The organism is Actinomadura geliboluensis, assembly GCF_005889745.1.
GTDB classification, from domain to species: Bacteria; Actinomycetota; Actinomycetes; order Streptosporangiales; family Streptosporangiaceae; genus Spirillospora; species Spirillospora geliboluensis.
Map to the genome: position 1 here is coordinate 1 of NZ_VCKZ01000232.1, position 14,805 is coordinate 14,805.

At 73.0% G+C, this 14,805-nt stretch carries 14 protein-coding genes; 7 read left to right on the forward strand and 7 right to left on the reverse strand.

Annotation, left to right across the window (positions count from 1 at the left end; translation table 11 throughout):
* Positions 1 to 100 precede the first annotated feature (100 nt).
* Positions 101 to 706: a TetR/AcrR family transcriptional regulator gene (locus tag ETD96_RS27285; RefSeq protein ID WP_138639352.1), complete on the reverse strand. Its 606-nt coding sequence runs from the start codon at positions 704 to 706 to the stop codon at positions 101 to 103.
* A gap of 104 nt (positions 707 to 810) precedes the next feature.
* On the opposite strand from ETD96_RS27285, the gene ETD96_RS27290 reads away from it, so the two are divergent.
* The 4 genes from ETD96_RS27290 to ETD96_RS27305 all read left to right on the forward strand — a co-directional run bounded on the left by ETD96_RS27290 (position 811) and on the right by ETD96_RS27305 (position 6,315).
* Positions 811 to 1,998 (forward strand): MFS transporter, encoded by a 1,188-nt coding sequence (locus ETD96_RS27290; RefSeq protein ID WP_138639364.1) that lies wholly within the window; start codon positions 811 to 813, stop codon positions 1,996 to 1,998.
* A gap of 55 nt (positions 1,999 to 2,053) precedes the next feature.
* Complete coding sequence (locus tag ETD96_RS27295; RefSeq protein ID WP_138639353.1) at positions 2,054 to 2,554, forward strand: FBP domain-containing protein; 501 nt, start codon at positions 2,054 to 2,056, stop codon at positions 2,552 to 2,554.
* A gap of 100 nt (positions 2,555 to 2,654) precedes the next feature.
* A complete protein-coding gene (locus ETD96_RS27300) occupies positions 2,655 to 5,399 on the forward strand; it encodes an ATP-binding protein (protein WP_240808273.1) in 2,745 nt (914 codons plus the stop codon).
* A gap of 190 nt (positions 5,400 to 5,589) precedes the next feature.
* Complete coding sequence (locus tag ETD96_RS27305) at positions 5,590 to 6,315, forward strand: SDR family oxidoreductase (protein ID WP_138639355.1); 726 nt, start codon at positions 5,590 to 5,592, stop codon at positions 6,313 to 6,315.
* A 97-nt stretch (positions 6,316 to 6,412) separates the two neighbouring features.
* Here ETD96_RS27305 and ETD96_RS27310 read toward each other — a convergent pair whose 3' ends face one another.
* The 4 genes from ETD96_RS27310 to ETD96_RS27325 form a co-directional block, all read right to left on the reverse strand.
* Entirely contained in the window at positions 6,413 to 6,988 is a 576-nt protein-coding gene (locus ETD96_RS27310; RefSeq protein WP_171069254.1) for a universal stress protein, read from the reverse strand.
* A 242-nt stretch (positions 6,989 to 7,230) separates the two neighbouring features.
* Positions 7,231 to 8,004: an ABC transporter permease gene (locus tag ETD96_RS27315; RefSeq protein WP_138639357.1), complete on the reverse strand. Its 774-nt coding sequence runs from the start codon at positions 8,002 to 8,004 to the stop codon at positions 7,231 to 7,233.
* Positions 8,001 to 8,945 carry an ATP-binding cassette domain-containing protein gene (locus tag ETD96_RS27320; RefSeq protein WP_138639358.1) on the reverse strand — a complete coding sequence of 315 codons (945 nt, stop codon included), beginning with the start codon at positions 8,943 to 8,945 and terminating at the stop codon, positions 8,001 to 8,003. The genes ETD96_RS27315 and ETD96_RS27320 overlap by 4 nt, the downstream gene beginning before the upstream one ends.
* Before the next feature lie 12 nt (positions 8,946 to 8,957).
* Positions 8,958 to 9,626, reverse strand: a complete 669-nt coding sequence (locus ETD96_RS27325; RefSeq protein WP_138639359.1) for a DUF4097 family beta strand repeat-containing protein — start codon at positions 9,624 to 9,626, stop codon at positions 8,958 to 8,960.
* Between the two features lie 223 nt (positions 9,627 to 9,849).
* Between ETD96_RS27325 and ETD96_RS27330 the strand changes: the two genes are divergently transcribed.
* The gene (locus ETD96_RS27330) at positions 9,850 to 10,593 is read left to right on the forward strand and encodes a helix-turn-helix domain-containing protein (RefSeq protein ID WP_138639365.1); all 744 of its coding nucleotides are present in this window, start codon (positions 9,850 to 9,852) and stop codon (positions 10,591 to 10,593) included.
* A 182-nt stretch (positions 10,594 to 10,775) separates the two neighbouring features.
* Here the strand turns inward: ETD96_RS27330 and ETD96_RS27335 are convergent, their stop codons facing one another.
* Entirely contained in the window at positions 10,776 to 11,273 is a 498-nt protein-coding gene (locus ETD96_RS27335; RefSeq protein ID WP_138639360.1) for a MarR family winged helix-turn-helix transcriptional regulator, read from the reverse strand.
* Positions 11,274 to 11,469: 196 nt separating this feature from the next.
* Here ETD96_RS27335 and ETD96_RS27340 point away from each other — a divergent pair, with 196 nt between their 5' ends.
* Positions 11,470 to 12,936, forward strand: coding sequence for an MFS transporter (locus ETD96_RS27340; protein ID WP_138639361.1), 1,467 nt, complete (start codon positions 11,470 to 11,472; stop codon positions 12,934 to 12,936).
* 22 nt (positions 12,937 to 12,958) lie between these two features.
* On the opposite strand, the gene ETD96_RS27345 is transcribed toward ETD96_RS27340, so the two are convergent.
* On the reverse strand, positions 12,959 to 14,155 hold the full coding sequence (locus ETD96_RS27345; RefSeq protein ID WP_138639362.1) for a site-2 protease family protein: 1,197 nt from the start codon (positions 14,153 to 14,155) through the stop codon (positions 12,959 to 12,961).
* Between the two features lie 140 nt (positions 14,156 to 14,295).
* Here ETD96_RS27345 and ETD96_RS27350 point away from each other — a divergent pair, with 140 nt between their 5' ends.
* Positions 14,296 to 14,745: a hypothetical protein gene (locus ETD96_RS27350; protein ID WP_138639363.1), complete on the forward strand. Its 450-nt coding sequence runs from the start codon at positions 14,296 to 14,298 to the stop codon at positions 14,743 to 14,745.
* Positions 14,746 to 14,805 lie beyond the last annotated feature (60 nt).

Below are 14,805 nucleotides of genomic sequence, written 5' to 3' on the forward strand. Positions count from 1 at the left end.
GTACTCGGGGGTGTTGTCGTCGGTCATGGTCGCCCTCCTGGTGGTAGCCAACAGGAAGGACTTTAGCAGATAGTTTTGTTGTAGATGGTCTTGTTCGGATCTACCGGTCCGTGGTCGTGTCGGGGTCCAGGGACTGGATCGCGGCGTCGATCGCGGTGGCCAGGCGGGCGGGGTCGTGGCCGGCGCGTTCTCGCACGCGGAGCCCGAGGACTGTGGTGAACAACAGTTCCACCGAGGCGTCGATGTCGAGGGTGGTGGGCAGTTCGTCCCTGTCGCGGCCCTCGCGCAGGAGTGAGCGCAGGGCCTGGCGGGTGACCTCGAAGGCAGCCTCGGTCCGCTGGTGGATCTGGTCGTCGGTGGTGCCGAGCTCGGTGGCGGTGTTGACCACGAAGCAGCCCCGGCCGGGCTCGCCGTCGGATGGGCAGGAGACCAGCCACAGCATCCAGTCGCGCAGTACCTCGCGGACCGGGCGGCCGGCGGCGTCCAGCCGCTGCTCGGCCTCGGCGGAGTCGGTGGCCCGGTAGTGGTCGAGCGCGCGCAGGAAGAGCGTGTGCTTGTCGGTGAACGTCCGGTACAGGCTGCTCGGAGTGAGTTCGAGTTCGGCGCCCAGGTCGCGCACCGAGGTGGCGTTGTAGCCGCGGCGCCAGAACAGCCCGGTCGCCCGGGTGACCGCGTCCTGCTCGTCGAACTGCCGGGGGCGTGCCATATCCGTCACCCTACCCGGCTTGTGGAGCGATCGCTCCCATACTAGGGTCCGTCGTCATATGGGAGCGATCGTTCCCAAATGATGAGGAGGCATCCGTGACGACGATGGGCAAGTCCGCGGTCCGGGCGGAGCAGGCTCCACCGAAGAACCGGTGGGCGGCGGTCGCCGTGGTGGCGCTCGGGACGTTCCTGCTGGTGACCGCCGAGCAGCTGCCGATCGGGCTGCTGACCCGCGTCGGGTCGGCGCTGGCGGTCTCCGAGGGGACGGCCGGGCTGATGGTGACGGTGCCGAGCCTGGTCGCCGCGGTCGCGGCGCCGCTGGTCCCGGTGCTCGTCGGCGGGATGGACCGTCGCCTGCTGCTGCTCGGGCTGATGGGGCTGATGACGCTCGCCAACGTGGCCTCGGCTCTGGCGCCGAGCTTCACCGTCCTGGTGACCTCCCGGGTGCTGGTCGGGGTGGCGATCGGCGGCTTCTGGGCCGTCGCGAGCGGCCTCGCCGTCCGGCTCGTCGCCCCGGCGGCGGTGCCGCGCGCCACCGCGGTCATCTTCGGCGGCGTCGGAGCCGCCAACGTGTTCGGCGTCCCGCTCGGCACGCTGCTCGGCGACTTCTCCGGCTGGCGCGTCGCGTTCGCGACGCTGAGCGCCCTGGCGCTCCTCGCGCTGCTGGCCCTGCTGGCCGTGCTCCCGCCGCTGGCCGCGTCGCGTCCGGTCCGGCCGCGGCTGCTGGCCGCGCAGTTCCGCAACCCGGGCGTCCGCGTCGGCATCCTGGCGACGTTCCTCATCGTGACCGGTCACTTCGCGGCCTACACCTTCGTCAGCCCGGCGCTGCAGAGGCTGTCGGGAATCGACGAGCGGCTCGTCGGCCCGCTGCTGTTCGCCTTCGGTGCGGCGGGCATGGCCGGCAACTTCATCGCCGGTGCCGCGCTGGCCCGCCGTCCGCACCGGACCGTGCTGGTGATCGCCGTGGCGCTGGCGGCCGCGATGCCGCTCTACCCGGTGCTGGGCGGAACGCTGGCCGGCGGCGCCGTCCTGCTGATCGCCTGGGGCCTGGCCTTCGGCGGCGTCTCGGTCGGCCTGCAGACGTGGATGATCAAGGCGGCGCCCCAGGCCGTGGAGGCGGCCTCCTCACTGTGGGTGGCGGTGTTCAACCTGTCGATCGGCCTGGGCGCCCTGGTGGGCGGTGTCATCGTCGACTCGCTCACCCTCCAGGCCGTCCTGTGGGTCGGTGGTGCCTTCGCCTTGGCGGCCGCAGTGGCGGTCTGGTGGGCGCGTACCAACGAGAACCTGCGCTGAGCTACGCCGATAATGCTTTGCCCGTGCGTGGGACGCGAACCTAAACTCGCAGGTCATGCGTCCGATAACCGAACGCGGCCTGCGGTCCTGCTTCGTCAACTGCTCCAAGGGCGAGGCCAAGCGCCTCACCCTTCCCAAGGACTTCGCGGAGTCGCCCTGGGACGACCTCGACTTCCTCGGCTGGCGGGACCCGAAGGCCCCCGACCGCGCCTACCTGGTCGTCGAGACGGACGACCGGCTCACCGGGGTGGCGTTGCGGCTCGCGTCCGCGCCGGGCAAGGCGCGCGGGTTCAACTCGACCAGCTTGTGCTCGTTCTGCCAGACCGTGCACACGGGCGGCGGTGTCGCGTTGATGAGCGCGCGGCGCGGTGGCGACGCCGGCAAGCAGGGCAACACCGTTGGCCGGTACCTGTGCGCCGACCTGGCCTGCTCCCTTTACGTGCGGGGACGGAAGCAGACCTTGCTGGGCACCGGTGACGACGGTGTCCCCGTCGAGGAGAAGGCTGCGCGCATCAGGGCGAATCTGGACGAGTTCATCGGCTCGGTCGTCGCCTGATCGTCTCTGCCTCAGCGCATCCCTCGCCCTCTCCACCGCCGGGCGCATTCGGACATAATGAGCGGTGCTGCGGCATCGTCCGCAATTAAGGCTGGTAGCGGTGGACCAACTGCTCGGGCGGGACGCGGAGCGCGCCCTTCTGGATCAGGCGATCGCGGCGGTGCGCGCCGGGGAGAGCCGCGTGCTGGTCCTGCTGGGAGAGCCCGGGGTCGGAAAGTCCGCGCTCCTGGGGTACGCCGAGCGCGCGGCGACGGGCATCCGGGTGCTGCGTGCGGCGGGCGTCGAATCGGAGATGGAGCTGGCGTTCGCCGCTCTGCACCAGCTGTGCGTCCCGCTGCTGGACGGCCTGCCGAACCTGCCGGAGCCGCAGCGTGAGGCGCTGGAGACGGTGTTCGCGTTGCGCGCCGGGCCCCCGCCGGAGCGCTTCCTGGTCGGGCTCGCGGTGCTGGGGCTGCTCTCGGACGCGTCCGAGAAGGGCCCCGTGCTGTGCGTGGTGGACGACGCGCAGTGGCTGGACCGCGCGTCGGCGCAGATCCTCGGTTTCGTCGCGCGTCGGCTGCTGGCCGAGTCGGTCGCCCTGCTGTTCGGCTCCCGGGAGCGTCCGCGGGATCTGATCGGGCTGCCGGAGCTGGAGGTCGCGGGCCTGGCGGAGGCGGACGCGCGGGCGCTGCTGGAATCGGTGGCGCGGGTCCGGCTCGACCGGCACGTCCGCGAGCGGTTCCTCGCGGAGACGAGGGGCAACCCGCTGGCCCTGCTGGAACTGCCGCGCGGGCTGTCGGCGACGCAGCTGGCGGGCGGGTTCGGCCTGCCGCACGCGGGCGCGCTCCCGAACCGGATCGAGCAGAGCTTCCTGGCCCGCATCGAGGCGCTTCCCGAGCAGACCCGGATGCTGCTGCTGGTCGCCGCCGCCGAGCCCACCGGCCGGCCCGCCCTGGTCTGGGCGGCAGCCGAACGGCTCGGGATCACGCCCGAGGCGGCCCTCGCGGCCGGGACGGACGGGCTGCTGGAGTTCGACACCCGGGTGATCTTCCGTCATCCGCTGGTGCGGTCGGCCGTGTACGGGTCGGCGGGGCGGCGGGACCGCCGGACGGCGCATCTGGCCCTCGCCGAGGTGACGGACGCGGAGGCCGACCCCGACCGCCGCGCCTGGCATCTCGCGTCCGCGGCGACCGGGCCGGACGAGGAGGTCGCCGCCGAACTGGAACGGTCCGCCGGGCGGGCGCAGGCGCGCGGCGGGCTGGCCGCGGCGGCGGCGTTCCTGCAGCGGTCCGCGGTGCTCAGCGTCGACACCGCGCGGCGCGCCGACCGCGCGCTGGCGGCGGCCGACGCCGCGCTCCGGGCGGGCGACCTCGACGCCGCGCGGCAGCTGGCCGCCCTCGCCGACCGGAACGCCCGGACCGAGATCCAGCGGGTGCGCGCCCACCTCGTCCACAGCCACATCACGTTCGCGGCGGGCTTCGACGACGCGGCGCCGCCGATGCTGCTGGACGCCGCGCGGCGGCTGGAGCCGTTCGACATGGACGCGGCGCGGGAGACCTATCTCATCGCCTGGGGCAGCGCGTCCTACGGGGCCGCGAACCGGGAGAGCCTCGTGGCGATCTCCGAGGCGATCGGGCGGCTGCCCCCGCCGGACGGGCCGCCGAGCGTCCGCGATCTCGTGCTGGAGAGCTACGCGCTGCTCGTCACCGCCGGCCGGAGCGCCGCGCTGCCGGTGATGCGGAAGGCGGTGCGCGCGCTCACCGACGCCCCCTCGCAGGACCTGCTGAAGTGGAGCTGGGCCGCGAACGGGCTGGTCGCGCTGGCCTGGGAGGACGGGCTCATGACCGGGACGCCCGCCCGGGTGCTGGCGGAGGTCCGCGCGGCCGGCGCCCTCGCCGACCTTCCCGTCTACCTGCACGCGCTGGGCATCCCGGTCTCGCTCAGCGGCGACCTCGACGCCGCCGCCGAGATCGCCGCCGAGTCCGAGGACGTCGCCGCCGCGACGGGCGTGCCGATGACGCAGCACACCCGGCTGCTGCTGGCCGCGCTGCGGGGCCGGGAGGCGGACGCGTCGCCGCTGCTCACCGCCGCGATCGAGGAGGCGGGCGCCGGCGGCCAGCTGGCGGGCGTCGCGACCGCGCAGTGGGCGACGGCGATCCTCTACAACGGCCTGGCCGACTACGAGCGCGCGCTGTCGGCGGCCCAGGCCACCATCCAGAGCGCGAACGAACTGGTCTGCCAGTGGGCGCTGCCCGAGCTCGTCGAGGCGGCGGCGCGCACCGGGAACGGCACGGCGGCCCACGGGGCGCTGGCTGAGCTGGCGGGCACGGCCGAACCCTGCGACACCGACTGGGCGCAGGGCATCCTGTCCCGCTGCCGGGCGCTGCTGAGCGACGACGGCGCCGCGGCCGACCTGTACCGGGAGGCGATCGAGCGGTTGGGGCGGACGGTCCTGCGCCCCGAACTGGCCCGCGCTCACCTGCTGTACGGCGAGTGGCTCCGCCGCGACCGCCGGCGGGTCGAGGCGCGGACCCACCTGCGCACCGCGTACGACATGTTCACGTCGATCGGGATGGAGGCGTTCGCCGAGCGCGCGCGGCGCGAACTGCTCGCGACCGGCGAGACCGTCCGCAAACGCAGGAACGACGCCGCGACGGACGTGCGGCTGACGCCGCAGGAGCAGCAGATCGCCCTGCTCGTCCGGGACGGCCTGTCCAACCCGGAGGTCGCGGCCCGCCTCTTCGTGAGCCCCCGCACCGTCGAATGGCACCTCCGGCAAGTGTTCGCGAAGCTCGGAATCAGCTCGCGCAAGCAGCTCCCCGGCGTCCTGCCGCGCGACGAGTCGGTGTCCACACCCCGCGCGTAGCGGCGTTCGGGCGGTCTCGGCGGCCCTAGCCGGAGCCGACCAGTGACACACCCTGGTGCGACCGGTGACCGGCTGGACGAGATTTGGACCGTCGGCGTTCCGCCGAGCGCCCGGAGGCGCGGGTCAAGCGACCGGCTCCCGGGTCCACCGGTCACCGAGTCCTCCGTGGCCACGAGCGAATGAGGCAGCCTTGTCGGAGCAGCCGCTGGAGGGAGCCGTCGCGCTCGTCACCGGAGCCGGCGACGGGATCGGCGCGGCGACCGCGCGCCGCCTCGCCCGCGAGGGCGCGGTCGTCGCGCTGCTCGGCCCCCGCGGCGACCGCCTGCGGCAGGTCGTGGGCGACATCGCGGACTTCGGCGGGTACGCCGTCGCGGTGGAGGCCGACCTCACCGAGCCCGACCGGGCCGAGGACGCGGTGCAGGAGGCGCTGGACCGGTTCGGGCGGCTGGACGTCCTGGTCAACGATGCCGGGATCATGCTGCTCAACTCGGCGCTGCACACCACCGTCGAGGAGTGGGACCGGATGGTCGCGCTCAACGTGGCGGCGCTGCTGCACGTCACGCACGCCGCCGTCCCGCACCTGATCTACGCGGCGGCGACGTCGCCGCGGCAGGTCGCGGACCTGGTGAACGTCGGCTCGACGGCCGGGCGCGCCGCCCGGCCGGGAAGCAGCGTCTACTCCCTGACGAAGTCCGGCCTGAACGCCTTCACCGAATCGCTGCGGCAGGAGCTGCTCGGCGAGCGGGTCCGGGTCAGCGTGGTGGAGCCCGGCTTCGGCGAGGCCGGCCAGGGCATCGCCGGGGCGGGGGCCCTGCGTGCGGAGGACGTCGCGGACGCCATCGGCTACATCGTCACGCGGGACCGGCGGGTCGCCGTCAACCAGATGATGGTGCGCTCCGGCGACCAGACGTGGTGACCGCGCAGGCGTTCAGGAGACCGGTTCAGCGGGAGCGGTCGGCGTCCATCCCTTCGCGCGACCGCTCCGTTCCTTCTCATGGCCGCCTCCCGCGCCATTAGCCGGGGAAAAGGAGGCCGGAATTGAGGTGCAGTTCCAGTGGCCCGGTGGTCGCCAGCAGCCCGTGCAGGCCGATTTCGTCCTGTTGGGCATCGACCGGGTCGAACAGCCATTGCGCGGGCGAGAGCCGGACGGCCTGCGCCGTCCGGCGCACCACGACCACGTCGCACAGGACGTAGGTGGAGACGCCCAGCCCGGCCGAGTTGACCGGCGGCTCGCTGAAGGTGCCGAGGCCGTGGTCGGCGAGCCCCCGGTCGCCGATCACCAGCAGCTCGGCCTCGCGCGCCGCCTCGATCAGCGCGGGCCGGGGGTCGCCCCGGACGACCGCGGTGGTCACGGGGACGCGGGGCTCGGCGGCCAGGGCCGCGGCGCGCGCCCGCTCCAGGACCGCGCCGGGGCCGTCGCCGATCGCCTCCACGGCCTCGGCGATCCCGTCCTCCTCGGCGAACGCCTTCCACGCCACCGAGGCGGCGTGCAGGACGTGCAGCGCGATCGTGCGCCGAGCCGCCTCGCGCGCGGCCCATCCGACGGCCCGAAGGCCCGCCTGCGAGCCGTCGGCCACCACCACGATCATGTCCGTCTCCTTTGTTTCGCGCATCGCGCCCGGACCAAGGGGGCGGTCAATGTGCCTCGTCCGGGTCGATGAATGGCGGTGAAATGCCATTCCCCGGGGCGTCGGTCGCCGTCCGCCACCACGTACGACCAACCGGCCCCGCGGTTTGTGACAGCTCGAATGGGAGGGGCATGTCCCTCACAAAAGTTCAGGGCCGTCCGACCTGGTGGTCGGGCGGCCCTGTCGGTGGGCGGGCATTGGGGTCAGGCTTTGTTGAAGGTCCGCTTGGCCCAGAGGTAGGAGGCGACGGCGATGCCGGCGCACCAGGCGGTGGCGATCGCGGCGTTGTCGCCGATCTCGGTGCCGAGCAGCAGGCCGCGGACGGTCTCCATGATCGGGGTGAAGGGCTGGTAGTCGGCGAACCAGCGCAGGGCGGTGGGCATGGAGTCGGTGGGGACGAAGCCGCTGCCGAGAAACGGCAGCAGGACGAGCGGCAACGGCGCGTTGCTGGCCGCCTCGGGGGTCGAGGACTTCAGGCCGAGCGCGACCGCCAGCCAGGTGACGGCCAGGATGAACAGGGTCAGCAGGCCGAGGGCGGCCAGCCACTCGACGGCGGTCGCGTTCGGGCGGAACCCGATCGCGAAGGCGATGCCGATGAGGACCGCCATGCCGAGGAGTTGCTGGACGACGCTGCCGACGACATGGCCGGTGAGCACCGACGCCCGGGAGATCCGCATGGTGCGGAAGCGGGCGATGATGCCCTCGGTCATGTCGGTGGCGACCATGACGGCGGTCCCCGTCGCGGCGGTGGCCGCCGCCATGAGCAGGATGCCGGGCAGGACGTAGTCGACGTAGGCGTCCCGGCCGCCGCCGAGGCCGCCGCCGAGCGTCCCGCCGAGGACGTAGACGAACAGCAGCAGCAGGATCACCGGCGTGATGATCAGCTGGACGGTCATGGACGGGTAGCGGAGCAGTCGCTTGAGCTGGCGCCGGACCATGGTGGACGAGTCGCGGGCGGCGAGGGCGAGGGTGCTCATCGGACGGGCTCCTTCTGGTTCTGCTGGCCGGTGAGGGTGAGGAAGACGTCGTCGAGGTCGGGGGTGTGGACGCTCATCTCGGCGACGTCGATGGCGCGTCCGTCCAGCAGGACGAGCAGTTCGCGGACGGCGTGGACGCCGCCGTCGCTCGGCACCCGCAGGGTGAGCGCGTCCGCGTCGGCGATGCCGGTGCCGACGGCGTCGCGGGCCGCGCCGAGCAGGTCCGCGTCGGCGAAGGTGAGCTCGATGTGGCCGCCGGGGATGAGCCGCTTGAGCTCCTCGGCGGTGCCCTCGGCGATCAGCCGCCCGTGGTCGAGCAGCGCGATCCGGTCGGCGAGCTCGTCGGCCTCCTCCAGGTACTGGGTGGTGAGGAAGATCGTGACGCCGCCCGCGACGAGCTCCCGGACGATCTGCCACATGCCGCGCCGGCTGCGCGGGTCGAGGCCGGTGGTGGGCTCGTCCAGGAAGATCAGGCGCGGGTCGCCGACCAGCGTCATCGCGAGGTCGAGCCGGCGCTGCATGCCGCCGGAGTAGGTGGAGGCGGGCTTGCGCGCCGCGTCCACCAGGTCGAAGCGCTCCAGCAGTTCGGCCGCCTTGCGCTTGCCGTCCCGGCGGGACAGGTGCCACAGGTCGGCCATGAGGAGCAGGTTCTCCTCGCCGGTGAGCAGCTTGTCGACGGCGGAGTACTGGCCGGTGACGCCGATCGCGCCGCGCACCTCGTCCGGCTCGCGTTCCAGGTCGTGGCCGGCGACCTGGACGGCGCCGCCGTCGGCCTCGATCAGGGTGGACAGGATCTGGACGGTGGTCGTCTTGCCGGCGCCGTTCGGGCCGAGCAGGGAGAAGATCGTCCCTTCGGGGACGGCCAGGTCGACGCCGTCGAGCACGGTCTTGTCGCCGTAGGACTTGCGGAGCCCGGTCGCGGCGATGGCCAGGGGGGTCATGGTGGGTGCTCCTCAGAGGCTGCGGGCGACGATGTCGCCGTGGCTGGTGGTGGCGTGGATCGCCAGGTCGGCGACGCCGCCGGCGTTCTTGAGCGAGTTGCGGATCCGGCCGTGGGAGGTGCCGGCGTCCAGCGAGGCGGAGACCCCGGCGGCGGCGCCGACCGACACCTCGCCGGACTGGGTGCGCAGCACGACGGTGCCGCGCACGGCCTCGGCGACGCTGATGTCGCCCTTCTGGGTGCTGATCTGCGCGGGGCCGGTGAGGCGGCCGACCGAGACGTCGCCGGCGGCGGTGGTGAGCCGGACGCCCGCCGCCTCGTCGATCTTGATGGGGCCGTGGGAGCCCTCGAAGGCGACCTCGCCGAGCCGTCCGACGCCGCGGAACTCGCCGCTGGCGGACTTCGCCTCGACCCGGGAGCCGGCGGGCAGCTGGACCGTCACCTCGACGGACCCGGACGGGCCGAAGAGCTGGTTGCGCGGCGCGGTGCCCGTGATCCGCAGCACGCCGTCGCCGTACTCGACCTCGGTCTGCTCCGCGGCCTGCACGTCGCGGGACTTGTCGGGGTTCGCGGGCCGGACCTCGACCGCGCTGTCGGCCCGGTCGGCGGCGATGATCTGGACGCGGCCCGCGGGGATGTCGAGGACGGCGGTGATCGGGGCGGGGGTGTCGAAGCGGTGCATCGTGCGCTCCTCTGCTCGTTGTTTCGAACAATGGAAACGCTACGTTGCCTTTCCGATCCTGGCAACAAGCTCGTTGCACTAGAACAACATCACTGCACGTCAACATACGATAATCGTTGCAACAACCTGAAGTAGAATGCAATGATCGACTGTCGCTGCGTTGCAATGAATGACCGTGAACGCTAAGCTGGGCGCGGAGCGCAGACGCATGAAGGAGGCCGCGATGCCGGGAGGCCGGCTCACCCAGCAGGAACGCCGGCAGATCGCGCTGGGCCTGGCCGACGGCCTCGCCTACGCGGAGATCGCCAGACGGCTCGACCGACCCACGTCCACGGTCACCCGCGAGGTGATGCGCAACGGCGGGCCCACCGGCTACCGCGCCGACCTCGCCCATCGCGCCACCGAGCGCCGCGCCAACCGGCGCAGGCAGACCGCTTCGCGCGCGCCGGGCGCCATCCCGCAGGCCGACGGGCGCGACCCCGAGGCGCTGCGCGAGTACGAGGAGGCCGTCACGGACGTCCTCATGCAGTCGGGCCTGGCCAACCGGATGATGGCGCGGATGCTGGTCGCCCTCTATATGAGCGACTCGGGCAGCCTCACCGCGTCCGAGCTCGTCCAGCGGCTCCAGGTCAGCCCGGCGTCGGTCTCCAAGGCGATCAAGTTCCTGGAGAGCCAGGACCTCGTCCGCCGGGTCCGGGAGGAGGGCCGCCGCGAGCGCTACGTCGTCGACGAGGACCTCTACTACCAGTCCATGATCGGCAGCGTCCGGTCCCTCCACCAGCAGGCCGAGATCCTCCGGCAGGGCGTCGGCATCCTGGGGCCCGGGAGCCCGGCCGCCGTCCGGCTGGAGAACGTCTCGCGCTTCCTCGACTTCGTCGCCGAGAGCCTCGGCCGCGCCTCCGACCAGGCCCGCGAGGTCCTCTACAGCGGCGTCCCGGCGACCGAGCCGAAGCCGGACGACGCGTAGCACGGCCGCCGCTGAGCCGGGCTACCCGTCGTCCGTCCGCGTGCCCGGACGGGTCGTGGCCTGCGAGCAGCACGGTCGCGGCAGGCCGGCGTCGTGCAGCAGGGCCTCCATGTCCGCGTGCACCTGAACGATGGGATCGCTCTGGCGGACGGCCCGGTAGGGCGCGGTCAGATCGTCTGCTGTCAGGCGTGGAGTCTGGTGTCCGCGGGCTGGTCGGCGTCCGAGTTCTTCTTCGTGTTCGTCGGACGGGGCCAGGTGCGCCCGCTGAGGCGTTCTATGTCGGTGTTAAACCGGCGCAGGTAGGCGGCGAAGGTGGCGATGTCCTCGTCCGACCAGTCGGCCATGACGCGGTCGAGGCCGTTGATGATGATCGTGCGCTCCTCGTCGAGGAGGCGGGCGCCCTCGGCGGTGATGCGGAACTTGCGGGCGATGCCGCCCTCCGGGTCGGGGATGCGCTCCAGGAGGCCGGCGCGCATCGCCGCGGCGGTCTGCCGGTTGAGGGTCGAGGCGTCGAGCCCGAACGCCTCGCTGAGTTCGCCGATGGACATCGGCCCCTGGAGGCGGATCCGGCTGAGCAGCACGTAGGCGCTGCGTTCCAGTCTCCCGGCCCGGTGGCGCATGACCTCGTGCCGGCTGAGCAGCATCTGCTCGTACTCGACCTCGTGCGTGGGCCTGACCATGGCCGTTGCCCTCCTCCTGCCGGGACCGCCCGCCCCTTCGGGGGCGTCCCGGTTCCATCCTCGCAGAGAGCTCTCCGGACGCGCGGAGAGGTGTGCATCACACACATCGTGTGCCTCATACATAGTACGTGTATCGTGCACGTTTGGTGCCGGCCGACGGCCGGACGGATACGGACGACACGCAAGGAGCCGCGTCATGGACGCCCCTCAGCCCGCTGCCCGATCGGGCGGTGTGGTCGCCACGCTGGCGCTCGCCGGCATCACCGCCGCGATCATGCAGACGCTGGTCACGCCGCTGATCGCGGACCTGCCCAAGATCCTGCACACCTCGCCGTCCAACAGCGCGTGGGTCATCACGGTCACCCTGCTGGTGGGGGCCGTGTGCGTGCCGGTCTTCGGCCGCCTGGGAGACCTCGTGGGCAAGCGCCCCATGCTCCTGGTCTGCGCGGTGCCGCTGATCGCGGGCTCGGTGGTGTGCGCGCTGTCGTCGTCGGTCGTCCCCATGATCATCGGACGCGGGCTGCAGGGCATGGGGATGGGCATGGTGCCGCTCGGCATCGCCCTGCTGCGGGACGTGGTGCCGCAGGAGAAGCTCAGCTCGTCCATCGCCGTGGTCAGCGCGTCCATGGGCATCGGCGGCGGCCTCGGCCTGCCGATCGCCGCGGCGATCGCCGAGTACGCGAGCTGGCGCGTGCTGTTCTGGGGGGCGACCGGCCTCGCCGTGCTCATCGCGGTGCTGATCTGGCGACTGATCCCGGACGTCCCGGCCGGCGCCAAGGGCGAGCGGTTCGACGCGCCCGGCGCGGTCGGGCTCGGCATCGGGCTGGTCTGCCTGCTGCTGGCGGTGTCGAAGGGCGCCGACTGGGGCTGGGCGTCCGCCACCACCCTCGGCCTGTTCGTCGCGGCCGTCGTGGTGCTGCTGGGCTGGGGCGTCTGGGAGATCCGCACCACGCAGCCGATCGTCGACCTGCGCACCACGGCCCGTCCCCGGGTGCTGCTGACCAACCTCGCCTCGATCTTCGTCGGGGTCGGCATGTACGCGTCGATGCTGATCGTCCCGCAGCTGCTGCAGTACCCCGAGGCGACCGGATACGGCCTCGGCCAGTCGATGCTCGCCGCCGGCCTGTGGATGGCGCCCGCCGGCATCGTGATGATGCTCGTCTCCCCGATCGGCGGGAAGATCACCAACGTCCGCGGCCCGAAGTTCACGCTCGTCATCGGCATCCTGGTGGTGGCCGCCGGCTACGGCGCCTCGCTCGGGCTCATGGGCGCGGCCTGGGGCCTGATGGTCGGTCTGATGATCATCAACTGCGGGGTCGGGCTGGCCTACGGCGCGATGCCCGCGCTGATCATGAGCTCGGTGCCGCTCAGCGAGACCGCCGCCGCCAACGGCTTCAACACGCTCATGCGCTCCCTCGGCACCTCCGTCGGCGCCGCCGTGGTCGGCGTGGTGCTGGCCGAGATGACCATCAACCTCGGCGGGCACGAGCTCGCGTCCGAGAACGGGTTCCGCGTCGGGCTGCTGATCGGCGCCGGCGTCGCGCTGCTGGCCGCGCTCATCGCCGCCACCATCCCGTCCGGACGCCGCGCGGTCGCCGGCGCCCATCGCGCCCCGGCCGCGCCCGCCGCCGTCGTGTCGAAGCAGGTCACGAGCGACACCTGAGCGCCGTCCGCCGCGCCCGTGTTCAGGACGACCAGGGGCCGCGCCGCCCGTGCCGGAGCGTCATGTCCGCGCCGCGCGGCGGCGGGTAGGGGTGGCTGCTGCGGAAGTCGCTGGTCTGCATCGCCCGGCTGATGTCGCTGGGGCTGACCAGGCCCACCACCTGGTCGCCCCCGCCCAGCACGACGGCGCGGCCGTCGGTGCAGCCCGCCATGCGGGGCAGCAGGTCGGTCAGCGGGTCGTCCGGGTGCGCGGTCGGGACCTGGTCGGGCGGGCAGGCGATGTCGGCGAGGCGGAGCGTGCTCCGCTCCTCGGGCGGGGTCGCGCGGACGCGGTTCAGCGTCACCAGGCCCGCCAGCCGCCCGTCCTCCACCAGCGGGTACGTCGAGAAGCGGTGGGTCAGGACGATCTCGTCGATCAGGGCCTGCACCGGCTGCTCGGCGTCCGCCACGACGGGGTCGCGGGTCATGACCTCGCCGACGCGGATGCCGTGCAGGGCCGCGTTGACCCGCGCCTGCTGCTCCTCGGAGCTGGCGGCGCCGACGACGAAGAGCCCGATGAGGGCCAGCCACAGCCCGCCGAAGCCGAGCCCGAGCACGAACTGCAGGAAGCCGATGGCGATCAGGAAGTAGCCGAAGAACCGTCCGGCGCGGGCGGCGGTGACGGCGGCGGCGGTCCGGTCGCCGCGGCGCCACCACAGGTACGCCCGCAGCACCCGGCCGCCGTCCAGCGGCGCCGCCGGGACCAGGTTGAACACGGCGAGGATCACGTTGATCCCGGCCAAGTAGGTGAGCGTCTCCACGCCGAGGCCGGCGCCGGTCGCGGCGGCCGCCACCGCGGCCGCCGCCGCGAAGATCCCGCCCACGGCGAGGCTGGCGAGCGGGCCGACGACGGCGATCCGCAGGTCCGCGCCCGCCGAGCGCGGTTCGCCGCGCAGCTCGGCGACGCCGCCGAGCAGCCACAGCGTGATGCCGGAGACCTCGATCCCGTTGCGGCGCGCGACGACCGCGTGCGCCAGTTCGTGGACGAGCAGCGACACCAGCAGCAGGACCGCGCTGACCAGGCCCGCCACGACGTAGACCCACGTGGCGAGGCCCGGGTGCGCCTGCGGGAACCGGCCGAACGCCAGCCCGAAGACCAGGATCACCACGATCAGCAGCACGCTGTAGTTGACGCCGACCCGGACGCCGGCGATGCGGCCGAGGCGGATCGACTCCCTCATCGGCGCCTCCCGTCGTCGGTGCGTCCTCGGCCCGCGCGGGCAGGGCTCTACCTGCGCACGCACGGGCTACCCGCTGCCCGGACGTCCATGCCTTGGCGCGCCCGGGTGGGATCGCCGCTCGTTCGGGTAGCGGGCAGGGCATGGACAAGATGACGCGCGGACTGATCGCCGGTGCCGCCGGAACCACCGCCCTCAACGCGGTGACGTATCTGGACATGGCGGTTCGGGGGCGTCCGGCCAGCAGCACCCCTGAACAGAGCGTGGAGAAGCTGGCGGACGCCGCCGGAGTGGACCTCGGCGACGGCGAGAAGGCGGAGAACCGGAAGGCCGGGCTCGGCCCGATGCTGGGCTTCGGCACCGGCCTCGGCGCCGGGGCCGCGTACGGCGCGATCGCGGGACGCCGCAGCGTCCCGATGCCGGTCGCGACCGCGGCCCTGACGGTGCTCGCGATGATCGGGTCGAGCGCGCCGATGACCGCCCTCGGCCTCACCGACCCCCGCGAATGGTCGCCGACCGACTGGCTGATGGACGCCGTCCCCCACCTCGCCTACGGCGCCGTAGCCGCCGGCGTCTACGCCGCCCTCCGCTGAAGGTTTTTCCGGCCGGGCTGCAACCGGGTCGGGCGGGGCGGGGTTCAGAGGGTTCACGTC

Bases quoted from the DNA above. Each gene is read 5' to 3' on its own strand.
- ETD96_RS27345 (WP_138639362.1), bottom strand. From the start codon at position 14,155: ATGAGGGAGTCGATCCGCCTCGGCCGCATCGCCGGCGTCCGGGTCGGC.
- ETD96_RS27290 (WP_138639364.1), top strand. From the start codon at position 811: ATGGGCAAGTCCGCGGTCCGGGCGGAGCAGGCTCCACCGAAGAACCGG.
- ETD96_RS27350 (WP_138639363.1), top strand. From the start codon at position 14,296: ATGGACAAGATGACGCGCGGACTGATCGCCGGTGCCGCCGGAACCACC.
- ETD96_RS27330 (WP_138639365.1), top strand. From the start codon at position 9,850: ATGCCGGGAGGCCGGCTCACCCAGCAGGAACGCCGGCAGATCGCGCTG.
- ETD96_RS27340 (WP_138639361.1), top strand. From the start codon at position 11,470: ATGGACGCCCCTCAGCCCGCTGCCCGATCGGGCGGTGTGGTCGCCACG.
- ETD96_RS27320 (WP_138639358.1), bottom strand. From the start codon at position 8,945: ATGACCCCCCTGGCCATCGCCGCGACCGGGCTCCGCAAGTCCTACGGC.
- ETD96_RS27295 (WP_138639353.1), top strand. From the start codon at position 2,054: ATGCGTCCGATAACCGAACGCGGCCTGCGGTCCTGCTTCGTCAACTGC.
- ETD96_RS27325 (WP_138639359.1), bottom strand. From the start codon at position 9,626: ATGCACCGCTTCGACACCCCCGCCCCGATCACCGCCGTCCTCGACATC.
- ETD96_RS27335 (WP_138639360.1), bottom strand. From the start codon at position 11,273: ATGGTCAGGCCCACGCACGAGGTCGAGTACGAGCAGATGCTGCTCAGC.
- ETD96_RS27315 (WP_138639357.1), bottom strand. From the start codon at position 8,004: ATGAGCACCCTCGCCCTCGCCGCCCGCGACTCGTCCACCATGGTCCGG.
- ETD96_RS27310 (WP_171069254.1), bottom strand. From the start codon at position 6,988: ATGATCGTGGTGGTGGCCGACGGCTCGCAGGCGGGCCTTCGGGCCGTC.
- ETD96_RS27285 (WP_138639352.1), bottom strand. From the start codon at position 706: ATGGCACGCCCCCGGCAGTTCGACGAGCAGGACGCGGTCACCCGGGCG.